The following is a 22,079-nucleotide window of genomic DNA, read 5'->3' as shown; positions in this document are numbered from 1 at the left end:
TGAAAGCGTTGGGTGTTATAGGGCACGAACATCTCCTTCTTGCCCACCAGCTTCCAGTCGTATCGATCCAGATTGCCGATGAATAGAAAACCCTCGTCACTTAAGAGAACCCCGGAAGAGGGATAGTCGGGCGTGTCATAGGAAACGTCGGGCGCACGCCGTACCCGGCGCTGCCCCACCAGGTATTGCCATGCCTGAAGGTTTTTTCCGGCCGGAGAAATAGCCAAGAGCTTTTCTCCGACCCGGAAAGGCGGGCCAGCGGCGGTGAGTTTTAGCATCCAATAATTTCCGACAAAGCGGTCGAGCGAACCGTCCCGATAATAGTACGGATACTGAAATTCAACGATCCCCGCCCCAGCCAGCACGGGCCTGCCGTTGGCGGCCACCACATACGAGCCGTAGTCGAAGGCGTACGCTTCGCCATGCCAGGCAAGCAAATGATTCCACATTGCTTGTGCCCCGTCCCGGGGAATCGGGAAAGGAATGCCCCCATAGGCCCCTTCCACTCGTGAGCCAGCGACTACATCGGGTACGAGCCTGGCGCGGGTGGCGTTCTTGAAGGTATTGTCGTAGAGCCACTGTGGAGCGGCTGCGGTGCGATGGGTAGGATAGACATCAAGCCGGTAGGAGGGAAACCGCTGGAGCAGTGCTTTCACCCCATCCGAAAGCTGGTCGGCGTATTGCTGCATGTTCTGCGCCGTAATTTGGAGTCGCGGCTTTTCGGCGTCGAATGGATCGGGCCTGGATTGTCCAGAGCGATAGTCGGGCCAGACCGTGGTGTAACCGCCGTCCCAGGCGGGGATCGTCCCGTCCTTGTTGCCGGCCTTTTCGGCGCCCAACGGGGTCAGGTCAGACTGGAGTTTGGCCGCTTCTTCAGGGGTGGCCGCCACGCCAGAGAATGGGAGTGCGATCACAAGCAGAAATACTGCAAGGGCCGCTGTTGCTCGTTTAAATTTCATTTCTTGCCTCCTGATTCCAGACTTAACCCAATTCGCACGCGCCAGAATGAGTAAATTTGGACAACAAAAAATACGACACTGTGGAAGGAATAAACCTGTTCAACCATTTTGCAGGGGAATTTCGATTAGATCCATTGCATCAAAACGTCCTTTGAATAGCAAGAGAAATAAAGTTCCTATCCGAGAGGGGTTGAACCGCCGCCCCGCCAAAGGAAACGGCATACTGAATAGTCGCATTCCATGTCCTCTCGTACGCAGCACTCAGGCCGATGCTGAACGTGCCCGCCTTGTCGCCACTAAAGGCACTTGTGACAGGCGATTTGCCCTTGACGTTGTAGCTGAGCGAGACCGGTACGTTCAGATCCAGATTCGGCAGCACCTGGAAATAAGATGGCGTGAATACGAGTGACAATCCCAACGCTCCGCGCTGCGTCGCCGGATCTATATTCTCGGCATTCTTGGTGACGCTGGTTCGGTACACTGCGCCGACTTCCGCCGTTACCGTGGCGACGTTCCACCAAGGGGTAGAGTTCACCACATGAATGATGGACACTTGGGCATGCACTGTATTGCCGACCGCATACAAAGGATGATCCCGATTGTCCGCCTGCGTCCCGGCCGGCACGATCAAGGGCACGCTGGCCAGCGGCATATTGCGGCGCACATGGATTTCTCCTGCGACATTGCTACCGCCAAGCACCGTCGAAAAACTCGCGCCAAGCACGCGAATTTCTTCGGGATAGACGAGGGCATAGTCGCCTGCTCCCGGCCGCAGGTAGAGTTGGGGCAGCTTTTCATTAAAGCGCAAATAATACAGACCGAATTCCGTATCAAGCCCTGTGACGCGATACCGCGCCGAAACTCCCCACTGGCCGCTTTGACGCGCGTTCAAGTCGGTGCCGCGCAATAGCCCGGGTCCGGCAGAAAAGAGCAAGCGTTCGCCGCCGGCATCTATAATGTCTGCAGAACTGAAGTAACTGCCGGCGGCGGGAAGACGGGACTTGCGCCAGTCGTATTGATAATATGCGGCAAGGCTCAACGGGACGCTAGGCTGCAATTGCCATGAAATCTGCCCGACCGGCATAAACAACTCTTTGGCTTGTGTTCCAGGGACGGACTGGGCCTTGATCAGATCGAGCGGCGCCTGTGCATATGAAATCCCGTTGGTGGCAAGCAACAAGCTTTCGCCCCATAGCAAGGTATGCCTGCCGGCGCGCACACTCGCCGACATGTCGCCAATGTGACCGTTGCCGAACACAAAAGCATCCAGCATTTCCGCGCGCTTGCCATGCAAACTTTTAGTCGCATCCGTAAATTCATTGGAAGGCACGCTAAATGCGTTCACGGTTGCCGGGGAGTCGTTTACATTACCTCGATTATAAAGCGCATCGTACCATGCCGCGCCGCTTAATCGCAATCCCATTGTTTTGTAGGTGATATCGAGTTCGGATAGCAAATCGAGACGATTTGAAATCAGACCGGTATCGAAATTCCGGTCACCATCATCGCCATTTGTATTGGCAAGCAAGGACGACGATGGCTTGGCGACGCGGCGGGCAGCGCTGTACTTGATCGTATTGTCCCAATGGATTTTCGCCTCTGTTCCAGTATCAATTTCGACGCCTTGCACAGATTGGGACAATGCCATTCCTATCAGCATCGATAGGATCGCGCCACGCGTCACTGGGCGTATTCCGGAACATCGCCTTTCTGGTAAGCCATGTAGCTTGTTCATCTTGAGCCTCCATTTTTGCAAATTAAAACTACTTGAACCTGCATCCCCTTAACGAGCGCGCATCCTGGTGGGGCGCAGCAAAAATCCGGCAAGCGCCGGCAACAAGAACAGCGCCCCCAACAGATTCAAGAGAAACATGAGGGCGAGCAGAATGCCCATGTCGGCCTGGAATTTAATGGGTGAAAAGACCCAGATTCCCGTCGCAATCGCGAGCGTGAAGCCTGTCAGCAGCACGACTCTTCCGGTGAACCGCATCGTCCCGGCATATGCGTCCTGCATGCTGATCCCCGCGCGCAAGCGCGCCAGCAGCACGGCGAGCACGTAAAGACCATAGTCCAAGCCGATACCCACACCAAGTGCAATGACGGGTAATGTGGCTACTTTTAAACCGATGTCAAGCATCACCATTGATGCCTCGCAGAGAATGGCTGCCAAAACTAGTGGCACGATGGCGCAGCACACCGCCCGCCAAGAACGGAAGGTAATAAAACAAAGCAGGATGGCCGCGGAATACACCAGTGCCAGCATTGCAAAATTGGAACGCTCGACCACCGCGTTGGTGGCGGCCTCGATCCCGGCGTTGCCAGCCGCCAGCAAGAATTTTGCATCGTTCGACGTGTTCTTGCCGGCGAAGCGCTCTACGTCGGCGCTCACACCCGTAAGTGTGTCGGCTTTGTGATCCCGCAGATACACGTAGAGCGGGAGTAGATCGCAATTCTGGCTGAATAGCTCCCGCGGCGCGCGTGCGGCAAAGGCATTCAGCATATTCTGATTACGAGGTAGATCGAACCACTTGGGGTTTCCTTCGTTCATGCCGACAGAAAGCCATTTGCTCAGTCCGGCAAACGATTGGGTGGAGATGACGCCGGTTAACTGTTGCAGTTGCCATTCCATGGCATCGATCCGCAGCAACACATCATAGTCCACGCACTTGAACTGCGGCGTTTCGACCATCACGGCCAAAATGTCGCTGCTGGAGGAATAATTGGCGGTCATAAACGAATTGTCACGGTTATAACGGGAATCCGTCCGCAATTCCGGCGCGCCCGGATGTACGTCGCCAATGCTGAGGCGTGAACTTGCTGCCAAACCCGCGATCCCCAGCACGGCGGCGAATGCGATCACATATTTTTTCCAGCTTAGCAATTTGAAGAATTGTCCGGCATTCACCTGACCGGATGCGCCGACCAATTCCGCGCGAATACTCCTGCGCGCGGCGGACGCGCTCACGCCGCAGTACGATAACAGCACCGGCACAAGCACCAGGTTGGTCGCAATCAATATCGCCACACCGATACTCGCGGTCAGCGCCATGTACTGTATGGAGCGGATCGGAATCACTGTAAGCACGGCGAATCCCACCGCGTCGGCCAGCAAAGCGGTCAAGCCTGCCAGGAACAGGCGCCGGAAGCAATAGCGCGCCGCCACCGCCCTATGCGTGCCGCGCCCGATATCTTGCATGATCCCGTTCATTTTCTGCGCGCCGTGGCTCATGCCGATCGAAAATACCAAGAATGGAACCAGCGTCGAATACGGGTCCAGCGCATGTTGCGGCGTAGGCAACAGACCCAACAAACATATAACAGCCGCCAGCGAGCACAACACAACCAGCAAGGTGCTGCGCGCGCAACGTGTGTGCCAATAAAGCAGGGCAGCCGCAATGCAGACGGAAAGAATGAAGAACAACAGCAATACGCCCAGTCCTTCGATCAAGTCGCCCGCCACTTTCGCAAAGCCGGTTATATGCACCTTGAGCGTTGGCGTTTGATACTGCATCCGCATCTTTTCCAGCGCATCGGAGAATTTCCCGTAGTCGAGCGCTTGTCCGGTAACAGGATCATTCTCCAGCAAAGGAACCACGATCACAGTGGATCGGTAATTCGCTGCCACCAATTGACCGATCTCGCCCGATCGTTCAATATTTATGCGCACTTGCGCGATGCTTGCGGCTAAACCATCGTAGGTGTCCGGCATGACCGGCCCCCCATCCAGTCCATCTTCCGTGACGGCCACCCAGCGTACCGACGGCGTCCACAGGGATTTCATATAGGGCCGATCGACCCCGGGGATCAGAAATACGTCGTCATTGATCCGGCGCAATATCTCGATATATTTTGCATCGAAGATCGTGCCCTGCGTTGTTTCCACCGCAATGCGTACCGTATTTCCAAGGCCGCTCAACGTATCTTTGTGCGCGAGATAATTGACAACATACGGATGCCCCATCGGTAGCATGTTCTCGAAGCTGGCGTTGAATGTGAGCCGGGTGGCTCGCGCACCGAGCAGGGCGATCGCCAGCAGGCAAAGAAAAACAATGATCGACCGATGATTGAATATGAGCCGTTCAATGCGGGAACCGGATTGCGGGTCAAAATCCTGCAGATTGGGAAGAACAGGATAGTCAACAAAGGCGGCGTCGCGTGTCATGGGATGGCTTGCCGAATGGATACCCGACTGATCCCTCTTGCCCCCGACAACACGAGATCGCCGTTGGCGGCCTGCGCTACACCAGAGAACGGGAAGGGGCGGGCAACTGCCAAGGCCTTGAAACTTCGCCCGAAATCGATACTGCGCAGCACTTCGCCGGCCTGGCTCGCCAGGACGATAGAGCCGTCACTCAACACCATGCCGGCCGTCAATGCCGCCTGTGTGCCGGTATCGATCTTGCGCCAGTGCTGCCCGGCATCCTGAGACCAATACGCGTTCCCCCGCAATCCATAGGCGATGACGTATTGTTTTTCCAACGGGATGACGCCGAACCAGCTGCCCCGATAGGGGGTGTTGATGCCGATAAACGTTCGACCCGCATCGGTAGAGCGGTAGAGCGCGCCTTCTTCCCCCACGAGGTAGAGCGAGCCGCCGAGCGACCTGATGCAATACAAATGCTTGTCAGTAGGATTTTCAATATGCGCGCGCCAGGGAAGCCAGGTTTTTCCGCCGTCTTGCGTCGCAAAAAAAAGGCCGAATGCGCCGACAATGAAGCCGCGCTTTTCATCCACAAACCAGATATCAAAAAATGGTTTGTCCGGTCCTTCGCGCAGTAGCCGTTGCGCCTCGCTCAATCGCCGCCGCGCTTGGTCGTCGTCGTGCTCCATCGCATTTTTTTGCGCGTCTTCCAGCATCAATTGGGCAGCCTGGTTTCCATCCAATTGCTTGACCCAGTGTGCGCCACCATCTTCCGTACGTAATACCGCGCCGGAGTGGCCGACGGCCCAGCCTTTTTTCTCCGTGACGAATTGGATGGCGGTCAGAGTCGCGCTGATCGGTACCCGTGCCTGTTGCCAAGAGGTTGCGCCGTCATCGGAGAATAAAACAATCCCACGCTCGCCCACCGCTAGCAAACGCTGGTTGGCCCGCGTAACGGCCAGCAAAACCGAATCACTTGCCCGCGCACTGAACAACGCGGGCCGCTCCAGCACATCCGGCGTGGGGCCAATCCCCTGCCCAGCAGGCATCCCTACTGCAGCGGCAATCCAGGGCGTGACCAGAATAAAAGCAACAGCAGCCGAATTCATCAGATTGGCTTCAAGGAACCTCGGCCTTTAGAGGATGCCCGAGGGTCGATGCATGGCGTCTTAGTGCAAGCGCATGGCCTCCAGGTCGCGCCTTCGAGACGGGCGATTTCGGCCGAAACAGCGTTAACTTCGATGGTCACGACGGAAACGGCATGCTCAGGCTGATCAGTCTTTAGCAGGGAGCCTACTCCCTATCCGATGAGGCGACAACAGTTAGGTTTGTCCCAGGGCGATTGCATCACTCTGCAGGCCTCGAAGATCGCCAAACCATGGCCACCGAGACATTCAACTAATGGAATGGGCGCCCGCACCCGCGCAGCAACGGCATTGATGTACCAAAGTGGGAGCGTAGACAACCACTTGAGCCGACAGGAGCGTCCATCATGAAGGTTACGACAATTGGCATCGACCTGGTCAAGCGCGACAAGTTTGCGGAATTCTTTGTCAATCTGCCTCCGTGCCTGATCGGCATGGAGGCCTGCGGTAGCGGGTTCTGTCGCAATAAGGGCGTCGGGGCAAGCGAAGCCCGGCAGCGCATTTGAAGGTCAGGCAGCGAGTGAGTAGAACTGGTCAGCAGCGGACAAGGCTTGGCCTTTAGGGCAGGGCAATTGCATGAGCGTCAGCCCTCGTTTTCCTCTACGCCGCGACCGCTGTCCCCGCTTGCGCCGGTAGTTCCTGCAGATGGGTGGTGCTCCAGGCCGCCAGTTTGCGCTCGGACTTCTTGCTGGACGCCTCTGAGGGAGCCTCTGAGGGCGGTTCTTCAGATTGCCTGAGCATCTCGCCAGCGTTGAAGCTCTGAAGGGCGCAAGCCATACCTCGCCAGAACGCCTTCGTGAATGCGCCGTAATTCGTCGATGACCAGACTCTGAACAGTCTGCCGTTCCTCGGCCGTCACCCGTTCGACGGCAAGTCTCTGCAGCAATGTGAACGTGTCGACTTCCGGCCGTCTGACGAGTTCGCGTACCAGTTCTTTGACGAGCATTCGATGCCGCAGCCGCGCAGGATCAGGCTGCACCAGGTCGCGCTTGAGTGACAGGAATTCCTGCGTCGAACGTTCATACGCCCAAACGAACACATCGCGCAGCAATTCGACGCGCGTCATTTCGTAGACGCCGAGCGTCGCCTTGGCGTACGCCGATTCAGGCACACCGACGAAGGTGAGCGGACACAGATTGGCCTTGATCAGCGGAAGATTGGCACCCACGCGCGACACGCGTTTGTTGACGTCGGAAAAGGGCTGCAGATGGGGCAGGTGCACCATCAGGAACAACGCCTGCTCGAAGGGATCGGCGATTGCATTTGCCTTGGCCAGCAGCGTGCGAAAGCGTCCTTCGATCCGCTGGTGCACGTCGAGAGGCCTGAAGACGCTTTGCGCGATCGGGACAGCGTGAGTGCGCAGTCGGCCTTCGTCCGCGGGATTCGGCAGCAGATTTTCGGAAAGCAGCCCGTGCAGGCTTAGAAAGGTATGCGTGTCGATGCGCACATCGTCGGCGCTTTCGACCAGCAACTCGATCGCAGCCTTGTGGTTGAGGATCATCTGTGCCTCCGCCGCGCTCTTGCCTTGCGCGATCTCCCCTCGCTCGATCAGCGCGAGCGTGTCGAGCCGCGAATAGGTGTTGCCTTCCAACTGGCTCGACGCCCATGAAAGGTCAATCAAGAGCCGGTCCAGTACCTCGCGTCCGTAGGTGCCGACAGGACGCTCAGCTTGGCCGGTGTTTCCCATGCGGTGCAATTGACGGCGCAGCGTTTCGGATAAATACGGGGTGTCGGGCGAGTATCTGTTGAGAAAGTCGTCCTCGTAGCCCACTGGCGTGCGAGCTTCGAGCGGCTGGCTCACATAGGCGAGCACATCCCGGCTGTCTGCCGAGATGGGGATGGCTTCAGGAAAGGTGGCGGTGGGAGACAACCCCACCGCGACGGGCTCTGCGGGGGCTGCGCAAGGACCGTATCTCGTGTTCGGGCCTTGCCCCCGTCGAGCGACTACGCCCTCTTTGACCCATGTCGAGAGCATGCGTTGCGCAGATCGGCGAGACAGGTCTGGAAAGCGCTCCAGCAACTCACTCAAGGAGGAGCCGCTGGGCTGTTTTAGCAGCACCTTCAGTACACGTTCGGGCGTGGCGCTGGCAACCATTTGGCGCGATCCAAAGAATTTGGTGGCGCGATTCTGGCGCGATTCTGGCGCGATTTCAAGGGGAAATGGCGCGATAAGCGGAATCGCGCCATCGAGCGTCGTGGCAGCCGCAGGTTGGCAACTTATTCCGACCCATGTCCCTAGCCTTGGTGAGGCGCGCGGCGCCTTCGCGTGCCGCGCCGCGGCTTCGCATCACGGCCGGTGCAATTGGGCTCGTTGCGCCACCCTCCTGACCGCAGGCGCAACCCTGGCCGAGGCCACACCATGCTCAATATCCAATCCTCCAGCAGCAGTTCATGCGAGCGCGTTGTTTCCCTGCGCTTCGGCGTCGTCGGCGACGGCGGCGCAAGCACCAGCGGGACCAAGCCGCCGCACGAGCCGTCGCAGCTCACCGGCCCCGTCGGCCTGCGCGTACGCAGGCCGACGGCCGAACTGAGTCCGATCGGCACGCCGGATTCGCAGACGCTGCTGCTGTCGAACCGGACCTCGCCGGGCTCCCCGCTGAGCGACCACCTCATGGCGAGCCGCCTTCATCACCTGGTGAAGGGCTCGATGGGCGGCGTGGAGGTGCTGTCACCGGACGTCGAAGCACGCTTGGTCGAGAACGTCGGCGTAATGCGCCAGAAGGGCTTCGACACCCCGGAGAAGGTGCAGAAGCTGCTGAAGCATGCATGGCGCCATGACGCCGGAATCGCTGTGGTCGGGCTGGGCCTGACCGGCAACGCCGGCGTTGGGATGGGCATGGAGCTGGCCAACGAAAAGCTCGTTGCCAAGCTGCCGCCCCGCATCCTGCGCAGCCCTTCCCTGGTCGGCATGCTGGTCGGCCTGGGTGCCGGCGGGCTGGACGTCCTCATCAGCACGCTGGGCAAGGCCACCATGATCCCGCTGCTCTACAACGGCGCCGAAGTCAACGGCCACCTGCCGGCTTCGGTCAAGGTGCCCAGCGGTAGCGAGGCGATCATGGAGTCCATGAAGCTGGCCACCAGCGCCAACTTCTTGAAGAACGCGCCCCGAATCGCCGCGCCGGCGATCCAAGCCCTGGTCGAGAATCAATTCGACGGAGTGACCAACGGCTCGATCGTCCGCCAGACGGCTGACCGGGTCGACTTGGGGATCGACGTCGGCCTGGGATTCGCGGCGTCCTCGTACGTGCAGTTCAAGAACCTGACTGGTGGACTGGGCTTCTACGCCCGCATGCTGCTGCGCGACGACCTCGGTGACGTGATCGACAAGATGGGGCGCAGCTACAAAGACAGCGCCATCGACGTTGTCAAGAGCGTCGGCTCCGCCGTGACTTCCCCGGCCGTGCCACTGGCAGTGACCATGACAATCGGCCTGTTCATCTCGGAGCTGTTCGCGGCCAACTCGAGCATCGACCACTTCCGCCACGCGGCCGAGGGCAGCCACGGCCACTTGTCGCCTGAGCGCGCCGATTGGAGCGTAATGACCGGCAAGCGGGCGTCCAGTGTGATGCTGATGGCCCTCATGACGGCGGCCATTGAGGTCGGCGCACCCATCGTCGGCGCGGCTGCCCAGGCGGCGACCGATGCAACCGTCGGTGCGGCTGGCAAGGCCAAGAAAAAGATCAGCGGCGCGGCGACCAGCGCCTTGGACTTCATTAGTGCGGGGGCGAGCCATGTGCCCGACATCGGAGGCTGGGTGGTCCAGCGCCTGGGCCTGCAGGCCCCGGCCCCGGCCCCGGCCAACGAGCACGCCGAGGGCGAGGTAGACTCGAGCGAGGGTAAACGTGCGCCCACGGCGGGGCTCCAAGGCGCACTGCTCATGTTGCGGTGAGCCTGCGCCCCGGAGATGACGCGCTACCGCGATCCATGTCCTTATCCGAAATCTCAGCCTCTCATTCCGTCGCCAACAAGCGCCGGCGCTTCTGCGTCTGGTCGATGTACAGCTGAAGGGAGCGCAGGCCCTGACTCCCAGGGTTCACCATCTCGCACCCGAGTCGAACCCCACCCGACTCCGGATTCAGGGAGGTGATGTGCTGCAAACGCAACCCCGTCGCCACCCGTGTATTGGCGTCAAGATCGATCGTCACGCCATTCATCAACACGCCCGGGTCGATCGCCGGCACGTCGTTGGGAAGGAACAGTGCGCATCCGCCGATGCTCACGTCGAGCACCCGCAGGGAAAGCTCCATGTCAGGAATCATCGGATGCCGCAGCTTGGCCACCGGTGTCGTGTGCAGCATGGGCTGCACGCGAAAGCCGTTGCGTCGCTGGAAGCGGAACATGGCTCGCGGATACGCGCCGTTCAAGGCGCGTTCTTTGTCGCCTCGAACCAGCACCAGATTGTTCACGTCGAACTGCACCTTGATGCTGTCGAGGTAGCCAATCACCATCGCCTCGTCGCACTCGACCAGGGTGTCGAGTCGAGGCTCGTCGTTCAGCACACTGAAGCTCACCATGTCACGCTTCGCATCCGACGTCCAGACGGACGCCGTGATGGAGGTGCCGTTGGGCGCGTTCAGGCTGACCTGCACATTGCCGTCGGCCAGGTGCTTGAGCATGGCGCCGATTTCCACCGGCGAAGTGATGCGAAAGTCGCCGAGATTTCCGTCCGCGGACGTGTTCTTTGTGCGTGAGTTCATGAAAGTCAATGCAGCGTCTTCGGCCGGCCGGCAAGCATGTTGTCGAGGTCCTCGAGCCAGGGCTCGGCCAGCTGGCGGATCTCGGCGTCATTGATCAGGATGCGCTGCATGATGCGCGACTTGAGCTGCGCCTCTTCTGTGCCCAGGCTCTGCCTGGACGCGGCATGCTTGAGCTGGGAAATCAGCAGCGCGCAAGCGCCTTCGAGCTTGACGACGTGGTCCCAGTTGCCCGAACGTGCGGCTTCGAGCATGTCCTGGCTGGCCTTCTCGATCGCCTCGTAGTAGTTGAGGAGGACGGGATTCATATGGGCTCCACTGGGGTTGCGGTCGGCGTGCATGTGCGGGACTTCGTGTGTGTCGGTCTCAGGCGGCGACCTTCTGCGGCTTGATCGACACCCAGGCGTCGCGCATCGGCGTCAGCAGCTCGATGCATTCGTGCAGCATCGCGGCGTTGTTCTCCACGTTGGCACGGGTCAGGCGCACCAGCACGCAGGCATACAGCGCATCGAGCGTGCGGGCGACTTCGCCGCCGACGTTCATGTCGAGTGCACCGCGCAGGCCTTCTTCGACAATGCTCACCGCGCGGGCGATCGATTTGCACTTCATGGCGATGTTGCCGGTGAACAGTGCGTTGATCGCGGCGCCGATGGACGACAAGGCGCCGTCCAGCAGCATGGTGACGAGCTGGTGCGGGTCGGCGCCGTTGACGCCGGTTTCCACCTGGATGCGGTTGTAGGCGTTGGCCTGGGATTTGAACGGTGCAAACATGTCGGTGCTGCCTATGTGTCGTTGCTTGAAATGGATATCGGCCAGCTTCGGCGGGAACTTGAAGGCTCTGTAAGGCGACGGCAACCTGCTGTTTCGGCTCAAGCTTTCCGCGCCGCGGCAGGACGGTCCGCGCACCTCGAGCGTCCGGTGCGGCGCCGCGGCACTCGAGGCTCGGCCGCACGCGCAAATGCGCATGGCCGGCGAAGCGCCGATCGTGCGTGCGAGCCTGGCCGCGGCCAAGCCGCTCAGCCCTTGGACATGGCCGTGTTCTGGTTCGACAGCGCCGTCAGTGCCTGGGTCAGCGCGCTGTTGCTCGCGCTCGTCTGCGCCATGATCGTGTCGAGCGCGCTGTACTGCTTGAGCATGCGCGCCTTGAAGTCGTCCACCCGCTGCTGCAGCGCGTCCTGCTGCTTCTGGTTGCGCGTGATGTCCGCCTGCAGGCTCTTGCTGTGCGTGGTGATCGAGCCGGTGATGTCCAGCATCTGCTTGGCCACCGAGCTCACGCGCACCGCGAAGCCCTGCTGGGCCGCATTGCCTGAGGTGGTGCCGCTGAAGAGCTTGGCCACTTCCTGCGGGTTGCTGCTGAGCGCCGCGTTCAGCTTGGCGCCGTCCACGTCCACCGTGCCGTCGTCCTGGAACTCGATGCCGATGTCCGACAGGTACTTGTAGGTCGACGATTCGCCGCTTGTGCCCACGAAGACGTTGCGCAGCGCGCGCTGCACCGACAGCGTCGCGCTGTCGCCCTGCAGCGGGCTGGCCGTCTTGGTGGAGGTGTCGTACTTCGTCTGCGACGAGATGTAGGCGCTGATGTCGCTGAAGGCCTTGGCGAAGCTCGTCACGGCACTCGCCAGCGAGCCGGTGTCAAGCGAGACGCCGACCGTGACTGGCGCGGTGGTCTTGGCCGACAGCGTGAGCGTCACGCCGTCGATGGCGCCGGCGATGGTGTTGTTGGCCGAGCGTACCGCCAGGCCGTTGATCGTGGCCGTCGCATCGGCGGCGGCCTGCGTCTGCGCCATCTGCACGCCCGGGTTGAGCGGGTCGGCGGGCGTGAAGTTGGGTGGGTCGAAGGCCAGGGCCGACAGGCCCGACTCATCGGTGTTGTTGCCGTCGTCGTCGGTGGCGGTGATGCGCACCGCGTTCGAGGCGCCGGTGGCCTTGGAGCTGATCACGAGCCGTGCGCCGTTGGCGTCGTTCACGATCGATGCCGTGACGCCCGCGTTGGCGGCGTTGATCTTGTTCTTGATGCCCGTCAGCGTGTTGTCGCCCGCGCCGATCGCGATGTCGATGCCGCTGCGCGTGCCGTCCGCGGTGAAGGCGGTGGCGCCGGTGTTCCAACTGCCGAACTCGATGTGCAGGGTGCCCGTGCCCACCGCCGAGGTCGAGTTGGTGAAGGCCTTGGAGGCGAGGCTTTGCGACTGCGCGAGCTGGGTCACGTTGACCGAATAGGTGCCCGTGGCAGCGGTGCTCTTGGCGCTCACCTGCACGCTCGAATCCGAGCTGGTGGCGGTGTTCTTGGTCCAGGTCGCGGGCTTGGCCAGCTGCGCGGCGATGTCGCGCACGTTGCCCATGTAGCTCGACAGCAGCCCGAAGGACGACAGCTTGGCCTGGATGACCGACTGCTTCTGCGCCAGCAGGTCGATCGGCTGGTGTTCGATCGCCGTGAGCTGCGTCACGATGCTGTTCACGTCCAGGCCGCTGCCGATGCCGGGCGAGGAAAGTGTCGAGTTGCTGATGCTGGCCATTGACTGGTTTCCTTGGATTCAGCTGATATCGGCACGTCCTGCCGGGGCTTGAGGGCCCGTTTCGTTCAGGAACAAAAAAAGGCCAGATGTTTCGCCTGGCCTTTTCGGTTGCTTTGGCGGCCCGCGCAGGCGGCGAGCCGTCGCAGCGCATCAGCCCTTGAGCAGCTGCAGCACCTGCTGCGGCAACTGGTTGGCCTGGCTGAGCATGGCCGTGGCGGCCTGCTGCAGCACTTGGGCACGGGACAGGTTGGCCGTTTCCTGCGCGAAGTCCGCGTCCTGGATGCGGCTGCGCGAGGCGGTCAGGTTCTCGCTCGTCGACTGTACGTTGGCGATCGTCGAGGAGAAGCGGTTCTGCACGGCACCGAGGTCGGCGCGGCAGCTGTTGATCTGCGACAGCGCGGAATCGATCACGTTCAGCGCGGCGCTCGCACCGGCGGCGGTGGAGATGTCCACCGAGGCCAGCGACGTGAAGGTGCCGGCGCCCGAAGCCGCGGCGAACACGTCGGTGTTGGTCGCGTTGGCGTACGACAGCGCACCCTTGGTGCTGGCCAGGTCGATGGTGCCGGTGACGATGGTCGAGTCGTTGCCGCCGTCGGTCAGGCTCTGGTTGTTGGTGGCTGTCGCGGTCTTGACGTCGTAGTTGGCGATGTCCACCGTGCCGGTGCCGGTGGCGCCACTGTTGGTGAAGTCCTCCATCGAGATGTCGCTGCCGTCGGCCGACGTGAGGATCAGGGCGCCCTTGTTCGTGCCGTCGAAGCTCGCGCTGATGCCCGTCTTGGACGTCGCGCCGTTGATGGCGTTGGCCAGGGCGGTCAGGTCGGTCGTGCTGGTGACGTTGGCGGTGATGGTCTGCGCACCGGCGGCCGAGTTGCCCGTCAGGTTGAACGACACCGTGCCCGCGGCGCTGAGCGTGCTCAGGCGCGAGGCGTTGCTGGCGGTGGCCTTGATGCCCAGGCCGCTGCCGGCGCCATTGATGGCGGTGGCGATGGCGCGGGCGTCGTCACCGGCGCTCCACGAGATGGGGGACGTCGTGCCGGCGGTGTTGCTCAGCGTGAGCGTCGTTTCCGCGGCGATGCCGTTGCCGGCGCTGTTGTCCGTGCCGGCCGCCGTGGACGTGGCCATGATCGAGCCGGCGGTGGCCAGCGTGTTGCTGCCCAGCGAGGTGGTGCGCGCATCGGCGATGCCGCTCACCGAGATCGTCTCGCCGGCGTTCGCGCCGACCTGGAAGGTCTGGGTCGTGAACGAACCGTCGAGCAGGCTGATGCCGTTGAAGTTGGTCTGCGTGCTGACGCGCTGCACTTCGCTCATCAGCTGGCTGGCTTCCGACTGCAGGGCAGCACGGTCGGAGTCGCTGTTGGTGGCGTTGGCCGATTGCACGGCCAGTTCGCGGATGCGCTGCAGGTTGTCGCCGATGTTGCCGAGCGCGCCTTCAGCCGTCTGCGCGAGCGAGATGCCGTCGTTGGCATTGCGCGCCGCCTGGTTCAGGCCGCGGATCTGCGTGGTGAAGCGTTCGGAAATCGCGAGACCCGCAGCGTCGTCCTTGGCGCTGTTGATGCGCAGGCCGGAAGACAGTCGCGCCATCGATGTGGACAGTTGGTCCTGTACCTTGCCGGCGCTTCGCTGCGAGGTGAGCGAAGAGAGATTGGTGTTGATGGTCAAGGCCACGATGGCGCTCCTGTGAATCGCTGGACTCCCGGCCCGAAGACCGGATTCGTTTCGCCCGGATGTCGCAGGTCCATCGTGGACAGCGCGCCTTCATGCCGCGCTGTCGGCGATGGGCCATGGAGCCCGAACGTCACACCCTCGTTGCCTTGGGGGTGATAGAGCGATTGTGGGGAGCGGCCGTGTCGGCTAAAGGGACAAAAAGCGGTAGAGAAGACCGGCAATTCATCGCCGTCAGAACGAAAAAGACCCGCGGAACCTTGCGGTCCCGCGGGTCGGACTCCGCGGCTTGTGAGCCGCGGTGGTTCACCCCGTTTAACGGAGCAGCTGCAGCACTTGCTGGGGCAGCTGGTTGGCCTGGCTGAGCATCGCCGTGGCGGCTTGCTGCAGGACCTGGGCACGTGACAGGTTGGCCGTTTCCTGCGCGAAGTCCGCGTCCTGGATGCGGCTGCGCGAGGCGGTCAGGTTCTCGCTCGTCGATTGCAGGTTCGAGACTGTGGACGAGAAGCGGTTCTGCACGGCACCGAGATCGGCACGGCCGCTGTTGATCTGCGACAGGGCCGAGTCGATCACGTCCAGCGCGGCGGTCGCGCCGGCAGCGGTCGAGATGTCCACCGTGGCGAGCGATGTGAAGGTGCCAGCGCCCGAAGCCGCGGCGAGCACGTCGGTGTTGGTCGCGTTGGCATACGACAGCGCGCCCTTGCTGCTGGACAGGCTCACGTTGCCGGTGACGATGGTGGAGTCGTTGCCGCCATCGGTCAGGCTCTGCGCGGTGCCGGCGGTGGCCGTCTTCGCGTCGTAGGTCTGCACGTCGAGCGTGCCGGTACCGGTGGCGCCGCTGTTGGTGAAGTCCTGGAGCGAGATGTCGCTGCCGTCAGACGACGTGAGAATCAGGGCGCCCTTGTTGGTGCCGTCGAAGCTCGCGCTGATGCCGGTCTTGGACGTTGCGCCGTTGATGGCGTTGGCCAGGGCCGTCAGGTCGGTCGTGCTGGTGACGTTGGCGGTGATGGTCTGCGCGCCGGCGGTCGAGTTGCCGGTGAGCGAGAACGACACGGTGCCTGCGGCGCTGAGCGTGCTCAGGCGCGAGGCGTTGCTGGCCGTGGCCTTGATGCCGTAGGCAGCACCGGCGGTGTTGATCGACGAGGCGATGGCGCGCGCGTCGTCGCCGGCGCTCCAGGCGATCGGCGCGGTCGTGCCGGCGGTGTTGCTCAGCGTCAGGGTCGTCTCGGCGGCGATGCCGTTGCCGGCGCTGTTGTCGGTGCCTGCAGCTGTCGCGGTGCCCATGATCGAGCCGGCGGCCGCCAGGGTGTTGCTGCCCAGCGAGGTGGTGCGTGCGTCGGTGATCGAGGCGACCGAGATCGTCTCGCCGGCGTTCGCGCCGACCTGGAAGGCCTTGGAGGTGAACGAACCGTCGAGCAGGTTGATGCCGTTGAAGTTCGCCTGGCCGCTCACGCGCTGGACTTCGCTCATCAGCTGGCTGGATTCCGACTGCAGGGCAGCGCGGTCGGAATCGCTGTTGGTGGCGTTGGCCGACTGCACGGCCAGTTCGCGGATGCGCTGCAGGTTGTCGCCAATGTTGCCCAGCGCGCTTTCAGCGGTTTGCGACAAAGAGATCGCGTCGTTGGCATTGCGCGAAGCCTGGTTCAGGCCGCGGATCTGCGTGGTGAAGCGCTCGGAAATCGCGAGGCCGGCAGCGTCGTCCTTTGCGCTGTTGATGCGCAAACCCGAAGACAGACGTGCCATGGAAGTAGAAAGTTGATCCTGGACCTTGCTCGAGCTGCGTTGTGCTGTCAGCGATGAGACGTTGGTATTGATCGACATAGCCATGATGAAATACCCCTAATAATTGAATGGACTCCCGGCCTAGCCGGCGTTACACGCAATGCTTCGAAAGCCTTGAACTCTCTTGGCATCGTTGCCTGTCGTCGTGGGGGCCATATGCCCTTCGCGTCGACCGCCCAACTAGTCAACCGGAGTAATGAAGCGCCTATCGCTGTCCAACTCTCGGCCGGCTAACCGGACCACGCTCATGCAGATTTTTCAAGAGCGTTGGGACGTTTATCGGAACGCTCTTTCTCGAACTTTAGGAGTCCGTGAGCATTCTGTGATGCAACTCGCGCTTGAATGTCAAGTCCGCCTATCAAAGCAACTGCGCCGCAAAAATGGCACAACTTTCCCAATCGGCAGAAAACTGAAATTGGCAAGGGCGGAATGACCTAGGGGTTTCCTGTAGGAATTTGCCTGACAGCTGGCATGGAAGAAACTGGACTCAAGCCACAGAACTGACCTGATGTTTCGGGCTTTCTTTGATCCAGACAATCCGTTTCACGTTGAAGCAATCAACGAACCGCCAACGAAGACAAGCAGCCAACCTAACGGAGCCAGACATGAACGCAGACCAGATCCTCAGCGAAATCCGCGAAGCCAATCTCTCCTACCTGATGCTGGCCCAAAGCCTGATTCGCGCAGACCGCGAACAAGCCCTGTACCGCCTCGGCATCAGCGAGGAAAACGCAGCCCTGATCGCGCTGCTGAGCCCGGCTCAGATGATGAAGATCGCGTCTGGCAACACCCTGCTGTGCAAATTCCGCATGGATGACGACCTGGTCTGGGGCCTCCTGACCAATCACGGGAAGACCGCCGCCGCCAACGACACGATGACCCGCCTGCATGCCAGCATCCTGATGGCCGGCCGCCATCAAGAAGCGGCCTGAACCATACATAACTATCCAGGAGACAGTCCACATGCGCACCAAGAGCATCCTCACCGAAGCCAAGCAAATCGAACGTGCCGTCACGCTGATCAATCTCGGCGCCCGTCTGCAGGTTCTGGAATCGGAAACCGATCTCTCCTACGAGCGCCTGTTGCGTCTCTATAAGGAAGTCGCCGGCAAGTCGCCGAGCAAGGGCCAGCTCCCGTTCTCGACCGACTGGTTCATGACCTGGCAACCCAACATCCATGCATCGCTGTTTCTCAACATCCACGAATACCTGAACAAGGTGTCCGAGATGGACGAGATCGATACCGTCATCAAGGCCTACCAGCTCTATCAAGAGCAGACCAAGGCGCAGGACCTCGAAGCACTGCTGTCCGTCACTCGCGCCTGGCGCCTCGTGAAGTTCGTCGACAACGGCATGCTGACCTTGACCGAATGCTCCAAGTGCAAGGGCAAGTTCGTGACGCATCCGCATGAAATCACGAAGCACTATGTCTGCGGCTTGTGCAATCCCCCGGCACGCGCCGGCAAGGGCCGCGCGGCTGGTGGCATTCAGATGCATTAATTCACGACCTGCGAGCCTGTTCCGCGCTCAAGTTTTTCAAGAAGCGGCCGATAACAATCACGTTCCGGTAGTTTTTTGTCTTGTCTCCTCCTGGCACAAACCTTTGTGCTTTCTACAGCGGGCCCTCTGGGCCCGCCTTTTTTTGTGCCGTGGAAAAGGGTCTGTTGTCGCGATCAGGTCATGGCATTGATCGGCACACTGGAAATTCTCAAGTGAGTTCTCGTGCGGCCGATAAAACCCTCACAAGAACCCGCGAAAAAGCTGCGGCCTCGATTCGGAACGCCCTACCAACATGTTTGTCATCATCGGTTACGTCGTTGCGCTCGCCTGCATCTTTGGCGCCTACATCGTCCATGGCGGGAACATCGGCGTCATTCTTCATGCGCTTCCGACCGAATTGCTCGCCATCCTGGGGGGCGCGTTGGGCGCGTTCACAGTGAACAACCAGCCCAAGGTGCTCAAGGCCACCATCAGTGCGATTCCAGGCCTGCTCAAGGGATCGAAGTATTCGAAGGCACGCTACATGGAGCTGATGGCGCTGCTCTTCGACATCCTGCAGAAAGCGCGCAAAGAAGGCCTGATGTCCATCGAGAAGGATGTCGAGGATCCGCACGGCTCCGCGCTCTTCCAGAAGTATTCGACCGTGGGCAGCGACCACCACGTGGTCGAGTTCATCACCGACTACCTGCGCATGATGGTGTCGGGCAACCTGAATGCCCACGAAATCGAAAGCCTGATGGACAGCGAGATCGAGACGCATCACCACGAGGCGCATGCGCCAGTGGCGGCGATCGCGCGACTGGCCGGCGCGTTGCCGGCATTCGGCATCGTTGCCGCGGTGCTCGGTGTCGTCAATACCATGGGGTCGGTGGGCCAACCGCCGGCCATTTTGGGCGGCATGATCGGGTCGGCTCTGGTCGGAACCTTCCTCGGCATCTTGCTCGCCTACTGCGTTGTCGAACCGCTGGGCGGGTTGCTTGAGCAGAAGAACGACGAAGGCAGCAAGGAACTCCAGTGCATCAAGACCACGCTGCTTGCGAGCATGCAGGGTTATGCACCTCAGGTGGCGGTCGAGTTCGGCCGCAAGGTCTTGTATTCCGCCGACCGGCCGACCTTTGCCGAACTCGAAAGCCACGTGAAGAAGAAATAATGGGCCCCCCAGTCGCATTCGCTCCTGCCCCCAAGGGGCGCCACCCGACGGACCGGCAGAATTTGAGCCCCCCAGTCGCTGGCGCTCCTGCCCCCGAGGGGCGCCACCCGACGGACCGGCAAAGCCGGCTCCGTGGGCGTTGCTTGGGCCCCCCAGTCGCTTTCGCTCCTGCCCCCAAGGGGCGCCACCCGACGGACCGGCAAAGCCGGCTCCGTGGGCGTTGCTTGAGGCCACCGGTCGCTGTCGCTTCGGACTGGCAAAGCCGGGTGCTTGGGCATTGCTTGATCTGTTTGGTTGGAGGGTGATATGGCGGGTGATTCAAAGAAGCTTCAGCCGATCATCGTCAAGAGGATCAAGAAGGGCGGGCACGGCCACCACGGAGGCGCATGGAAGATCGCTTATGCCGACTTTGTCACTGCAATGATGGCCTTCTTTCTTTTGATGTGGCTGCTCGGCTCCACGACCGAAGGTGACAAGAAGGGTATTGCGGACTTCTTCAATTCGCCGCTGAAGGTTTCGCTGATGGGCGGCAGCGGCTCCGGCGATTCGTCGCACGTCATCAAGGGAGGCGGTACCGATCTGTCGCGCCAAGGCGGGCAGGTCAAGAATGGCGACCTCGAGAACAGGGGCAAGAAGGTCAATCTGCAGGCCTTCAAGGCCGTGCAGAAGAAAGCCGAGATGGAGCGGCTTGAAAAACTCAAGAACAGGGTCGACGCTGCGTTGAGCGGGAACGCCAAGCTGGCGGCCATGAAGTCGCAGATCCGCCTTGACATGACGGCAGACGGCTTGCGCATCCAGATCGTCGACGAGAACTTGCGTCCGATGTTTGCGAGCGGCAGCGCCGTGGTGCAGTCCTACATGCGCGAGTTGCTTCGAATGATCGGGAGCGTGCTTGCAGAGGTGCCCAACCGCCTCACGCTCGAAGGCCACACCGACGCGCAGCCGTTTCCAGGCGGCGACCGCGGCTACAGCAATTGGGAACTCTCTGCCGACCGTGCCAACGCTTCACGCCGCGAACTGATCGCTGGCGGCCTGCCCGACGAGCGTGTCTTGCGCGTGCAAGGGCTCGCCTCCAGCGCACTCTTCGACAAAGATGATCCGCTCAGTCCGGTGAATCGTCGCATCAGCATCATCGTGATGAATCGCGAGGCAGAAGACCGGTTCTTCGGCAGATCCACACAACCTGTGGACTTGTCCGATCCTGAGCCGGCCAACGCACAAACGATGTCGTCCGAGCCCTCAATTTCTCCATCAATCGCCCGATAAGGCCCTGTGGCCCAAAGCCCTGCGGGCCAACTGCAACGAGGATCGCCATGAGCACCAACACCGACATGAAGTTTCTGGTCGTCGATGACTTCTCCACCATGCGGCGCATAGTGCGTGGCCTGCTGAAGGAGATCGGCTACAACAACGCCGAGGAGGCCGAAGACGGCGCCGTGGCCTTGAACATGCTCAAGAACGCAAAGTTCGACTTTGTTGTCAGCGACATCAACATGCCCAACATGAACGGCTTCGAGCTGCTCGCCGCGATCAAGAAGGACGAGAAACTGAAGCATCTGCCGGTGTTGATGGTGACTGCCGAAGCCCGTAAAGAAGACATCGTGCGCGCCGCGCAAGACGGCGCTGCAGGCTACATCGTCAAGCCCTTCACCAAGGCGACTCTGGAAGAGAAGGTGCAGAAGATCATGCAAAAGCTGATGACCGCAGCCTGAGAAAAAGGATCATGAAAATGGACGACTACACCACGCTTGCACCTCCGGCAGCCACTTCGAGCGTATCGCCCGAAGTTGTCTATCAGCAGCTGGGCCACCTCACGCGTTTGCTGCACGACACGCTGGAGCAGCTCGGTGTCATGCCCAACCTGCAGCTCGCCGCCGACAATCTACCCGACGCTCGCAGTCGCCTCAACTACGTCGCCAAGAAGACCGGCGAGGCGGCGGAGAAGGTGCTGAACTCCGTGGATCAGGCGAAGGCCGAACACGAAAAGATCGCGCGTGAAACCCGCGAGATCGCGCAGGCCATCATGGCTGACCCGGTCAAGGCCGTGGCCTCGGGCTCAGTGATGAACTTCGTGGGCGACGTGGAAGCAGCCACCGCCCGCATCGACCAGCACCTGACCGACATCATGATGGCTCAGGACTTCCACGACCTGACGGGCCAGGTGGTGGCCAAGGTCGTGAAGCTGGCAGGTGATCTGGAAGACAGCCTCGTGAAGCTGCTGCTGCAAGCGGCGCCGCCCGATCAGGTGGCGCAGCACCGGGCCGATCCGGACGTCCTGAACGGCCCGGTGGTAGACCCGAGCACGCGCACGGACGTGGTGGCGAACCAAGGTGAAGTCGACGATTTGCTGGCTAGCCTCGGGTTCTAAGAGGCCTCCCTTTCAGAGTCGATGTGAATTTCAGATGCATCAGGGGAGATTGGGGTGATTTTTTAGAGACCCCTCACCCCAACCCTCTCCCCCCGCCGGGGGAGAGGGAGCCGAAATGCGTTACTTCGAAGCGGGCCACAGCGAACTGGCCTGCATTGCTCCCTC

General features: G+C 61.1%; 18 protein-coding genes and 1 pseudogene. 8 read left to right on the top strand and 11 right to left on the bottom strand.

The annotated features are described in order from the left end of the window. The 4 genes from AC30NL_RS22130 to AC30NL_RS22115 form a co-directional block, all read right to left on the bottom strand. Positions 1-959 (bottom strand): DUF1329 domain-containing protein (locus AC30NL_RS22130; protein ID WP_489466140.1); only part of this gene is annotated, 959 nt, incomplete at its 3' end. A 139-nt stretch (positions 960-1,098) separates the two neighbouring features. Beyond that, positions 1,099-2,694 (bottom strand): DUF1302 domain-containing protein, encoded by a 1,596-nt coding sequence (locus AC30NL_RS22125; RefSeq protein WP_489466139.1) that lies wholly within the window; start codon positions 2,692-2,694, stop codon positions 1,099-1,101. 48 nt (positions 2,695-2,742) lie between these two features. Next, complete coding sequence (locus AC30NL_RS22120) at positions 2,743-5,121, bottom strand: efflux RND transporter permease subunit (RefSeq protein WP_489466138.1); 2,379 nt, start codon at positions 5,119-5,121, stop codon at positions 2,743-2,745. Then, positions 5,118-6,209 (bottom strand): WD40/YVTN/BNR-like repeat-containing protein, encoded by a 1,092-nt coding sequence (locus AC30NL_RS22115; RefSeq protein ID WP_489466137.1) that lies wholly within the window; start codon positions 6,207-6,209, stop codon positions 5,118-5,120. The genes AC30NL_RS22120 and AC30NL_RS22115 overlap by 4 nt, the downstream gene beginning before the upstream one ends. A 383-nt stretch (positions 6,210-6,592) precedes the next feature. Between AC30NL_RS22115 and AC30NL_RS22110 the strand changes: the two are divergent. Further along, a pseudogene (locus tag AC30NL_RS22110) lies at positions 6,593-6,697 on the top strand (IS110 family transposase); the annotation flags it as partial. A 272-nt stretch (positions 6,698-6,969) separates the two neighbouring features. On the opposite strand, the gene AC30NL_RS22105 reads toward AC30NL_RS22110, so the two are convergent. After that, positions 6,970-8,340, bottom strand: a complete 1,371-nt coding sequence (locus AC30NL_RS22105) for a Fic family protein (RefSeq protein ID WP_489466136.1) — start codon at positions 8,338-8,340, stop codon at positions 6,970-6,972. A gap of 264 nt (positions 8,341-8,604) precedes the next feature. Between AC30NL_RS22105 and AC30NL_RS22100 the strand changes: the two genes are divergently transcribed. Beyond that, entirely contained in the window at positions 8,605-10,134 is a 1,530-nt protein-coding gene (locus AC30NL_RS22100) for a hypothetical protein (protein WP_489466135.1), read from the top strand. 61 nt (positions 10,135-10,195) lie between these two features. On the opposite strand, the gene AC30NL_RS22095 is transcribed toward AC30NL_RS22100, so the two are convergent. The 6 genes from AC30NL_RS22095 to AC30NL_RS22070 form a co-directional block, all read right to left on the bottom strand. Beyond that, complete coding sequence (locus AC30NL_RS22095; protein ID WP_489466134.1) at positions 10,196-10,942, bottom strand: flagellar brake protein; 747 nt, start codon at positions 10,940-10,942, stop codon at positions 10,196-10,198. Positions 10,943-10,947: 5 nt separating this feature from the next. Continuing rightward, complete coding sequence (locus tag AC30NL_RS22090) at positions 10,948-11,247, bottom strand: flagellar protein FliT (protein WP_489466133.1); 300 nt, start codon at positions 11,245-11,247, stop codon at positions 10,948-10,950. Positions 11,248-11,305: 58 nt separating this feature from the next. Beyond that, positions 11,306-11,710, bottom strand: coding sequence for a flagellar export chaperone FliS (fliS, locus tag AC30NL_RS22085; protein ID WP_489466132.1), 405 nt, complete (start codon positions 11,708-11,710; stop codon positions 11,306-11,308). A 245-nt stretch (positions 11,711-11,955) separates the two neighbouring features. Then, complete coding sequence (gene fliD, locus AC30NL_RS22080; RefSeq protein ID WP_489466131.1) at positions 11,956-13,452, bottom strand: flagellar filament capping protein FliD; 1,497 nt, start codon at positions 13,450-13,452, stop codon at positions 11,956-11,958. 150 nt (positions 13,453-13,602) lie between these two features. Continuing rightward, complete coding sequence (locus tag AC30NL_RS22075) at positions 13,603-15,117, bottom strand: flagellin N-terminal helical domain-containing protein (RefSeq protein ID WP_489466130.1); 1,515 nt, start codon at positions 15,115-15,117, stop codon at positions 13,603-13,605. A gap of 312 nt (positions 15,118-15,429) precedes the next feature. Further along, positions 15,430-16,935, bottom strand: a complete 1,506-nt coding sequence (locus AC30NL_RS22070) for a flagellin N-terminal helical domain-containing protein (protein WP_489466141.1) — start codon at positions 16,933-16,935, stop codon at positions 15,430-15,432. A gap of 566 nt (positions 16,936-17,501) precedes the next feature. On the opposite strand from AC30NL_RS22070, the gene flhD reads away from it, so the two are divergent. From flhD to AC30NL_RS22040, 6 genes are all read left to right on the top strand, one after another. Further along, positions 17,502-17,828, top strand: a complete 327-nt coding sequence (flhD, locus tag AC30NL_RS22065; protein ID WP_489466129.1) for a flagellar transcriptional regulator FlhD — start codon at positions 17,502-17,504, stop codon at positions 17,826-17,828. Between the two features lie 31 nt (positions 17,829-17,859). Further along, the gene (flhC, locus tag AC30NL_RS22060; protein WP_489466128.1) at positions 17,860-18,396 is read left to right on the top strand and encodes a flagellar transcriptional regulator FlhC; all 537 of its coding nucleotides are present in this window, start codon (positions 17,860-17,862) and stop codon (positions 18,394-18,396) included. A 292-nt stretch (positions 18,397-18,688) separates the two neighbouring features. Next, positions 18,689-19,546: a flagellar motor stator protein MotA gene (gene motA, locus AC30NL_RS22055; protein WP_489466127.1), complete on the top strand. Its 858-nt coding sequence runs from the start codon at positions 18,689-18,691 to the stop codon at positions 19,544-19,546. A gap of 306 nt (positions 19,547-19,852) precedes the next feature. Further along, the gene (gene motB / locus AC30NL_RS22050; protein WP_489466126.1) at positions 19,853-20,812 is read left to right on the top strand and encodes a flagellar motor protein MotB; all 960 of its coding nucleotides are present in this window, start codon (positions 19,853-19,855) and stop codon (positions 20,810-20,812) included. Between the two features lie 47 nt (positions 20,813-20,859). After that, entirely contained in the window at positions 20,860-21,258 is a 399-nt protein-coding gene (gene cheY, locus AC30NL_RS22045) for a chemotaxis response regulator CheY (RefSeq protein ID WP_489466125.1), read from the top strand. Positions 21,259-21,269: 11 nt separating this feature from the next. After that, complete coding sequence (locus tag AC30NL_RS22040; protein ID WP_489466124.1) at positions 21,270-21,914, top strand: protein phosphatase CheZ; 645 nt, start codon at positions 21,270-21,272, stop codon at positions 21,912-21,914. The last annotated feature ends 165 nt before the right edge of the window (positions 21,915-22,079 follow it).

Origin of the sequence: Rhizobacter sp., from assembly GCA_021153565.1 — a bacterium.
Classification (GTDB): Bacteria; Pseudomonadota; Gammaproteobacteria; order Burkholderiales; family Burkholderiaceae_C; genus Albitalea.
Note: the sequence above shows the minus strand (reverse complement) of the source record. Positions and strands in the feature narration are given on the sequence as shown.